We start from the raw sequence: 9,733 nt of genomic DNA, 5'->3' as shown, positions 1-9,733 counted from the left end.
TCGAAGCGGCGCTGGCGGCGCATCCGGATGTGCGGTCGGCGGTGGTGGCGGTGGCCGGTGGCACGGGTCGGCTGGTCGCGTATGCGGTGCCCGCCGATCACGACGGCGGCCTCCCCCCGGCCGGAGAGCTGCGTGACCATCTGCGGCGCCGGTTGCCGGAGTTCATGGTTCCGGTCTCTTTCACCGAGCTGGCCGCTCTGCCGCTGACACCCAACGGCAAGGTCGATCGCGCCGCATTGCCCGATCCGGACGTGGTGCGTCCGACGGCGGAATTCGTGGCTCCGCGCAATGAGGTGGAACGGGTTCTGGCGGAGGCGTTCGCCCGGGCGCTGGGTGTGGACCGGGTGGGGATCGATGAGAACTTCTTCGAGTTGGGCGGGGACTCCATCATCGGGATCCAGGTGGTGGCGCGGGCGCGGTCGCTGGGCGTCGGGGTGTCGGTGGCGCAGCTCTTCGATTTCCAGACCGTGGGGTCGCTGGCCGGGGTGGCTGAGGCCGGTGTGGGTGCGGTCGGAGACCAGGGCGTCGTGGCGGGGGACGTTGTGTTGTCCCCGGTGCAGCGGTGGTTCTTCGGTTTGGGGTCGCCGACGCCATGGCATTTCAACCAGTCGGTCCTGCTGGAGGCCGCTGGTCGGGTGGATGCCGAGGTCTTGCGGGACGCGATGGCCGCGCTGCTGGCGCATCACGACGGGCTGCGGTCGCGGTTCGAACTCGTGGACGGAGAATGGCGCGGCCGCGTCGCCGACATCGCGAGTGACGTGGCGGATGTGGTGTGGGAAACGGGGCCGTGTCCGTCCGGAACGAATGAAGAGGAATGGCTGACGGAGGTCGCGGACAGGGCGCAGGAATCGCTGGATCTGTCGGCCGGCCCGTTGGTTCGGGCGGTGCTCTTCGACCGGGGCGAGCGGTCGTTGGTGCTGGTGGTGGCCCATCACCTGGTGGTGGACACGGTGTCGTGGCCGGTTCTGGTGGGTGATCTGGGGTCGGCCTACGGGCGGTTGTCGGCGGGGGAACCGGTGGAACTGCCGGCGAAGACCACGTCGTTCGCCGCGTGGACGTCGTATCTGGCCGAACTGGCGGGTTCGGATGCGATCACCGCCGAGGCGCCGTACTGGGAGCGGGTCGCCGACCGGATCCGGCCGGTGCCCCGCGACCGGTCGGGCGGCAACGCGGTGGTGGCCGGGCGTGAGGTGCGGGCGGCCTTGGACGGCGAGTCGACGTCGCTGTTGTTGTCCCGGGTGCCGTCGGTGTCGCGGTTGCGGGTGGACGAGGTGCTGCTGGCCGGGCTGGGCATGGTGCTGGGCGGCTGGCTCGGTGACGGCGGGTCGGCGGTCGTCGACGTGGAGAGCCACGGTCGTCACGAGGAAGGCCCGGGAATCGACTTGTCCCGGACGGTGGGCTGGTTCACCTGCCTGTATCCGGTGGTGCTGCCCGGTGGGACCGAGCCGGGCCGGGTGCTGGCGGACACCAAGGAGATGGTGCGGCGGGTGCCCCGTCATGGCCTGGGCTACGGGCTCTTGCGCCACCTGACGGGGTGGCGGCCGCCCGCGACCGCGGAGATCAGCTTCAACTACCTCGGCCAGGCCGCCCCCGGCAGGCCCAGCGGCGACAGGACCGAGCGCGCCGCCGGCGACGACGTACCACCGCTGCGGCCGATCGGACGGCTGGGCCGGGAGCAGTCGGACCAAGGCGACTCGCCCTACCTGATCGGCATCAGCGGCCAGGTCGTCGACGGCCGCCTGATCCTGGGCTGGAACTACAGCGGCGAGGTACACGACGAGGCGACGATCTCGGCGCTGGCCCACCGGTACGTCGAGGTGCTCGGCGATCTGATCGACCACTGCTGCCGCCCGGAGGGCGGCGGCTACACACCGTCGGACTTCCCGCTGGCCCGCCTCGACCAGTCCTCCCTGGACCACATCAAGGACCGGATCGGCCCGGCGATCGAGGACATCTACCCGCTCACCGGGTTGCAGCAGGGCATGCTGTTCCACTCCCGGCTGGCGCCCGGGATGGGAATGTACTGGGTACGGATGGGCCTTCCCCTCCAGGGCGACCTGGACCTGAAGGTCCTGCGCCAGGCATGGGAGCTGGTTTTCGCCCGGCACGAGGTGCTGCGTACCGGGGTGGTGTGGGAGCAGGTTCCGGTGCCGATGGCGGTGGTGTCGCGGTCGGTGCCGCTGCCCTGGCAGGTGATCGACCTGTCCGGCCTCGACGAGGACGCCCAGCGGCGGGCGATCGACGACTACCTCGCCGCCGACGAGACGACGGGCGCCGACTTCGCCGCACCGACGCTGGTGCGCGTCGCACTGGTGCGCCTGGGAGAACGCCGTCACCACCTGCTGTGGAGCTACCACCACCTCGTGCTGGACGGCTGGAGCGCCCCCGTCGTGCTCGGCGAGGTCCTCCAGGCCTACGGGGAGTCGATGGCGGGACGGCAGCCCGTGCTGCCCGACCGGCGCCCGTTCCGCGACTTCGTGGCCTGGCTGGCCGAGCAGGGCCAGGACGAGGCCGAGCGGTACTGGCGGGAGCAGCTCGCCGGGTTCACCGCACCCACCTCGCTGGGCATCGAGCACACGACAGGCCAGACAGGCCCAACAGGCCGGGACCTGGCCTGGGCCCCGCTGCCCGCGGACCTCTCCGCCCGGGTGGCGGAGTTCGCGCGACGGCACCGGCTGACGGTCAACACGGTCGTCCAGGGCGCCTGGGCGGTCCTGACCGCCCGCTACGCCGGTACCGACGACGTCGTGTTCGGTGTGTCCTCCTCCGGGCGCAGCGGTCAGCTCGACGGCATCGAGGCCATGGTCGGCCTGCTGATGAACACCACCCCGGCCCGTATCAAGATCGACCTCGGCCAGACCGTCCCGCAGTGGCTGGCCGGGATGCAGGTAGCTCAGGCACGCGGCCGCCGCTTCGAGCACACCCCGCTGACCGACATCCAGGCCTGCAGCGAGATCCCGGCCGGACAGTCCCTCTTCGAAGTCGTGTTCGTGTTCGAGAACTACCCTCTCCCCGGTGGCGGCGGCGGAGGCGGCGACCAGGACGGACCGGAAGCCGACGACCTGCGCTTCGGCGAGATCTCCCACGGCCACCAGCGGCTTAACTACCCCCTGGTCGTCATCGCGGGGACGTCACCGGACCTGCAGGTCGGCTTCAGCTACGACCTGTCCCGCTTCGCCCCCGCGACGATCGATCGGCTGGCGGGCCATCTGGCCGCGGTGCTGGCGGGGGTCGTCGCCGACGACGAGGGCACCGTCGGTGACCTGTCGGTCCTGTCGGCGGCGGAGCGCGCCGAGATGCTCGAGTGGGGGTCGGGTGCCGCGGGACCGGCGCCGGTACCCGGTGCGGGCGGAGTGCACGATCTGGTCGCCGAGCAGGTGAGGCGGTCCCCGGACGCCGTAGCGGTGGTGTGCGGGTCGCGTCGGATGACGTACGGGGGGCTGTGGGAGCGGGCCGGGCGGTTGGCCGGGTCGCTGCGTGCCGCGGGCGCGGGCCCGGAGTCGGTGGTGGGCCTGTGCCTGGAACGCGGAATCGACATGGTGGCGGCGGTCCTGGCGACCTGGCGCGCCGGAGCGGCGTTCGTGCCGCTGGATCCTGAGTATCCGTCCGAGCGGTTGGCGTTGATGCTGGCCGATTCGGGTGCGCGGGTGGTGGTGGGTCATCGGTCGGTGGCCGCGGGGCTGGTGGATTCCGCGGTGGACTCGGTGGTGTGGCTGGACGACCCGACCGCACGGATCGATCCGGACGCGCCTGAGCCGATGGCGGTGGATCCGGCTCAGCTGGCGTACGTGATCTACACGTCGGGGTCGACGGGGGTGCCGAAGGGTGTCCAGGTGGGCCATGGCGGGCTGGTGAATCTGGCGGCCGGGTTGTGGCCACTGCTGGGCGAGCAGCCCCGAGGGCTGCTGATGGCGCCCTTCAGCTTCGACGCGGCGGTGTGGGAGCTGGTGATGGTGCTGTCGGGCGGCGGCACCCTGGTCGTGGCGTCGTCCGAGGAACGGGCCGAACCCGGCCGGGTGGCACAGCTCGTCCGGTCGGCCGGGGTGGAGCTGGCGTTCATGGTGCCGTCGTTGCTGCGGGTGCTGGCGCCGGCCGATCTGGCCGGGTTGAAGACCCTGGTGACGGGCGCGGAACGGGTGGAAGCGGGACTGGCGTCGGCATGGCGGGCGGCCGGGCACCGGCTGCTGAACGCCTACGGACCGACCGAGGCCACCGTGGTGGCGAGCATCGGACCGGTCGACGGCAACGGCGAGGCACCGCCGATCGGGAAACCGGTCCCTGACGCCCGCCTCTACGTGGTGGACGGGTCGCTGAACCTGGTGCCGACGGGTGTGGCGGGCGAGTTGCTGGTGGGTGGTGCCGGTGTGGCGCGCGGGTATGCCGGGCGTGCGGGGTTGACGGCGGAGCGGTTCGTCGCCGACCCGTTCGCGGCGGACGGCTCACGGGCGTACCGGACCGGTGACCGGGTGCGGTGGCGCGCTGATGGACGGCTGGAGTTCGTGGGCCGGGTCGATGACCAGGTCAAGGTCCGCGGCTACCGCATCGAACCGGCGGAGATCGAGACCGTCCTGGCCGCCCACCCGGACATCCGGTCCGCGGTGGTGACGGTGACGGGGGACGGGGCGCAGGCCCGGCTGGCCGCCTACCTGGTCCCCGCCGACCCCGCCGAGAACATCCCCGCCCAAGGCGAGTTGCGCGACCATCTGCGGTCCCGGCTGCCCGTCTTCATGATCCCGGCTTCCTTCACCGAGCTGGCCGCCCTCCCGCTGACCCCGGGCGGCAAGATCGACCGGGCCGCGCTCCCCGACCCCGACCCGGGCCGCAGCGAACGCGACGGATTCGTAGCACCCTCGACCCCCGCCGAAGAGGTCCTGGCCGGAATCTGGGCGGAACTCCTCCAAGTGGACCGGATCGGCGCCTGCGACGACTTCTTCCAGCTCGGCGGGCACTCCCTGCTGGCCACCCAGGTGATGTCCCGGGTGCGGGCGGTGTTCGGAGCCGAGGTGCCGCTGTCGGCCCTGTTCGAACACCCGACGGTGCGGGGCCTCGCCGAAATGATCGAAGGCACCGCGCGCGGCCTGGTGATACCGCCGGTTACGGCGGTGTCCCGAGACCGGCCGCTGCCCCTGTCGTTCGCCCAGCAGCGGCTCTGGTTCCTGCAGCAGCTGGAGCCGGAGTCGACCGAATACAACCTGCTGCTGCCGATGGAACTCGGCCGGAACCTGGACGTGGCCGTCCTGGGCGCGGCCCTCGGCGCGCTGGTGGCCCGGCACGAGGTACTGCGGACCCGTCTGGTGGCGGGCCCCGACGGGGTGGCGTACCAGGTGATCGACCCGCCGGGGCCGGTGCCGCTGCCCGTGGCGGACGTGTCGGGGGCGGCTGACCCGGCGGCCGCGGCACGAGACCTGCTGGCGGCGGACGCGTCCACCCCGTTCGACCTGGCGACCGGACCGCTGGTCCGCGCCTGCCTGATCCGCCTGGGTGAGGCCGGGCACGTGCTGGTGGTGTCACTGCACCACGTGGTCTTCGACGAGTGGTCGGCACGGGTGTTCCGGCACGAGCTGTCCGCCCTCTACACGGCGCTGCGGGCTGGGGAACCTGATCCGCTGCCGCCCCTCTCGGTGCAGTACGCCGACTTCGCGGCCTGGCAGCGGTCCTGGCTGGCCGGTGAGGTCCTGGACGGGCAGCTCGCCTACTGGCGGGACGAACTGGCCGAGGTGCCGGCGCTGGAACTGCCCACCGACCGTCCCCGCCCGCCGGTGCTGTCCACCACCGGGGCGGCGGTGGAGTTCACCGTGCCCGCCGACACCGCCGACCGGCTGCGGGACATCGCCCGCGACAACGGCGCGACGATGTTCATGACCCTGCTGGCTGGGTTCGACCTGCTGCTCAGCCGGTACTGCGGCACCGACGACATCGTGGTGGGCACACCCGTCGCGGGCCGGAACCGCGCGGAGACCGAGGACCTGATCGGGTTCTTCGTCAACACGCTCGTCATGCGCACCGACGTGTCGGGCGACCCGTCGTTCACCGACCTGGTCGGGCGGGTCCGGGAGACCGCGCTGGGCGCTTACGCCCACCAGGACCTGCCGTTCGAGCAGCTGGTGGACGCCCTGGTCACCGACCGCGACCGGTCCCGCACCCTCCTGTTCCAGGTCTTCTTCAACTACGTCGGAGCAGGCGGCGACGGCAGCGAGGGCGGCGACGCACAGCCGGAGCCCGGCGCCCCGGACGAACGCGCCGCGGACATGCTCGCCCGCCCCCTCACCCTCGCCGACCTCGATCTCACGCTCAGCGACTCCGGCGAGGGCGGCCTCGCCGGGGTTGTCCAGTACAGCACCGCCCTGTTCGACGCGACCACGATCGAGCGACTGGCCGGACATCTGAGCACCCTGCTGGCCGCGGCCGCCGCCGACGCCGCCCGGCCGCTGTCCGCCCTGCCCGTCCTGACCGCCGACGAGCGTACGAGGCTGCTGCACACCTGGAACGACACCGCCGTCACCTGGCCGGCCTCGAGCGAAGTACCCGAGCTGATCGCCTCCCACGCGGTGGCCACTCCGGACGCGATCGCCGTGGACTCCGGCGGGCGGTCCCTCTCGTACGGCGCGCTGCTGGCGCGGGCCGCCCAGCTCGCCCACCATCTGCGTGCGGCCGGGGTCGGCCCGGAGTCCGTCGTCGGGCTGGGCCTGTCACGCGGGATCGACCTCACGATCTCGGTGCTCGCGATCTGGCAGGCGGGCGGCGCCTTCCTGCCGCTGGACCCCGACCACCCGGCCGAGCGGCTCGCGTTCATGCTCGACGACAGCGGGGCCACGGTCCTGGTCGGCGGCCGGGAGATGACTGCCGCACTCCCCGACGGCGCCGCCGCCGGGCGCACGGCGGTACTGCTCGACGACCCGGACGTCCAGCGGCGGCTGGCCGCGATGCCGACGGCACCCCCCGTCCCGGTGACGGCGGCGGGCAGGCTGGCGTACGTCATCTACACGTCCGGTTCGACGGGAACGCCGAAGGGCGTCATGATCGCGCACGACGCTCTGGCGAACTACGTGCGCGGCTTCAACGACCGGTACTCCCTCACCGCCCGCGACCGGGTCCTGATGTACTCCTCGCCGAGCACCGACGCCTTCGGGATCGAGCTGTACCCGGGCCTGGCCGCGGGCGGCACGCTGGTGATCGTCCCCGCGTCCGGTCCCGCGACCGACATAGCCGGGCTGGCCGAGACGATGGCCGACCGGCAGGTAACCCTGCTGGGTACCGTCCCGGCCGTGCTGCGCCTGCTGAGCGGGCTCCCCGCCCTGGCCCGGTGCACGGCGCTGCGGCAGGTTGTCTGCGGAGGCGAGCAGCTCACCGGCGACATCGCCGCGGCTCTGCACCAGCGGTTGCGGGTGCCGCTGCACAACGTCTACGGGCCGACCGAGGCCACCATCGACGCGACCTCCGCCACCCACGACCCGGCCACCGGCCAGGCCGACGGGGCGCTGCCCATCGGCGGCCCGATCGCCAACACCCGGGCCTACGTGCTCGACCGCCACCTGAACCCGGTGCCGGTCGGGGTGGTCGGGGAGCTGTTCCTCAGCGGGGTGCAGCTGGCACGCGGCTACGGCAGCCGGCCGGCGCTCACGGCGGAGCGGTTCGTCGCCGACCCGTCCGCCGCCGACGGGTCGCGCATGTACCGGACCGGGGACCGGGTGCGGTGGCACGCCGACGGGCGGCTGGAGTTCCTGAGCCGGACCGACGAACAGGTCAAGGTCCGCGGCTACCGGATCGAGCCGGGGGAGGTGGAGGCGGTCCTGGCCGCCCATCCGGGGATCCAGGCCGCGGCGGTCGTCGTGGCCGGAGACGGCCCGGCCGCCCGGCTGGCCGCGTTCCTGGTGCCCGCCGACACCGCTGACGGCGTCCCCGCCCCGGGCGCCCTGCGCGGGTTCGCCGGACAGCGGTTGCCGGACTTCATGGTGCCGTCGGTGTTCATCGAGCTGGCCGCCCTGCCGCTCACCCCGGCCGGGAAGGTCGATCGGGCCGCGCTGCCGGTGCCCGACACCGCCCGCCCCGAGCTGGACGGCGCGTTCGTCACCCCCGCGACACCGGCCGAGGAACTGCTGGCGGGGATCTGGGCCGAGCTCCTCGAAGTCGACCGGGTCGGCGCCGACGACGACTTCTTCGAGCTCGGCGGGCATTCGCTGCTGGCCACGCAGGTCGTCTCGCGGGTGCGTGAGGTGTTCGGGGCCGAGGTGCCCCTGGTGGCCCTGTTCGACCATCCGACGGTTCGGGGCCTGGCCGAGGTCGTCGAGGGCACCGCGCGCGGCCTGGCGGCACCGCCGATGACACCGGTGCCGCGGGACCGGCCGCTGCCTCTGTCGTTCGCCCAGCAGCGCCTGTGGTTCCTGGACCAGCTCCAGCCGGGGTCGGTGGAGTACGTCGTCCCGTTCCTCGAACACCTGGGACGGGACGTGGACGTGGCCGCGCTGACCGCCGCTCTGAGCGCGGTGGTGACGCGGCACGAGGTGCTGCGGACCCGGCTGGTGACCGACTCCGAGGGGACGGCCTGGCAGGTGATCGACCCGCCCGGCTCGTTCGATCTGCCAGTGGCGGACGTGTCGTCCCTGGCCGATCCGGTCCCGGTGACGCGGGCGCTGCTGACGGCGGAGATGACGTCGCCGTTCGACCTGGCGGCCGGGCCGCTCGTCCGCGCCTGCCTGGTCCGCCTGGGTGGGGCCGGACACGTTCTGGCGCTCACCATGCACCACGTGGTCTCCGACGAGTGGTCCGATCGGGTGCTGCGGCGGGATCTGCTGGCCTTGTACGAGGCGTTCCGGACGGGTGAGCCGGATCCGCTGCCGCCGCTCGGGGTGCAGTACGCGGACTTCGCGGCCTGGCAGCGGTCGTGGTTGACCGGCGAGGTCCTGGACGGGCAGTTGGCCTACTGGCGGGAGCGGCTCGCCGATGCGCCGGTGCTGGAACTGCCGACCGACCGTCCGCGGCCGCCGGTGCGGTCGAACGCCGGTGCGGCGGTCGGGTTCACGATCCCTGAGCCGGTCGCGGACGGGCTGCGCGAGATCGCCCGCCGGAACGGCGCGACGATGTTCATGGCGCTCCTGGCCGGGTTCTCGGTGGTGCTGGGCCGATACGCCGACACCGAGGACGTCGTCGTGGGGTCGCCGGTCGCGGGCCGGAACCGCGCCGAGACCGAGGACCTGATCGGGTTCTTCGTCAACATGCTGGTGATGCGGACCCACCTGTCGGGCGGACCGTCGTTCACAGAGGTGCTGGGCAGGGTGAGGGAAACGGCGCTGGGCGCCTATGCCCATCAGGACCTGCCGTTCGAGCAGCTGGTGGACGCGCTGGTCACCGATCGGGACCGGTCCCGCACCCCGCTGTTCCAGGTGTCGTTCGACTACTTCGGAGACGAGGGCCCGCAGGGCGATACCCCGGCCGAGAGCGGAGAGCAGGCCGAGGGACTCGCCAAGGTCGACCTCCGGCTGACGGTGGGCGGCACCGGCGTCGGCACCGGCACTGGCACCGGCCCCGGCGGTGGGCTGACGGGCATGATCGCCTACGCGACGGCGTTGTTCGACCGGAGCACGGTGGAGCGGATGGCGGAGCACCTGTGCACGGTGTTGGCGGAGGTGACCGCCGACGCCGCCCGGCCGCTGTCCGCGGTGCCGATGCTCACGGCCGACGAGCGTGCGGAGTTGGTGGAGGGCTGGAGTGGGGCTGGGCAGGCGGAGTCGGTGGG

General features: G+C 72.7%; 1 protein-coding gene. It reads left to right on the top strand.

The genetic code is table 11. The features are described 5' to 3' along the window. Positions 1-29: 29 nt before the first annotated feature. Positions 30-9,733 (top strand): non-ribosomal peptide synthetase (locus tag FNH04_RS34055; protein WP_322724648.1); only part of this gene is annotated, 9,704 nt, incomplete at its 3' end.

The sequence above is a fragment of the Streptomyces phyllanthi genome, assembly GCF_009377205.1.
GTDB classification, from domain to species: domain Bacteria; phylum Actinomycetota; class Actinomycetes; order Streptomycetales; family Streptomycetaceae; genus Streptomyces; species Streptomyces phyllanthi.
This window is presented reverse-complemented; position numbering and strand designations above follow the sequence as displayed.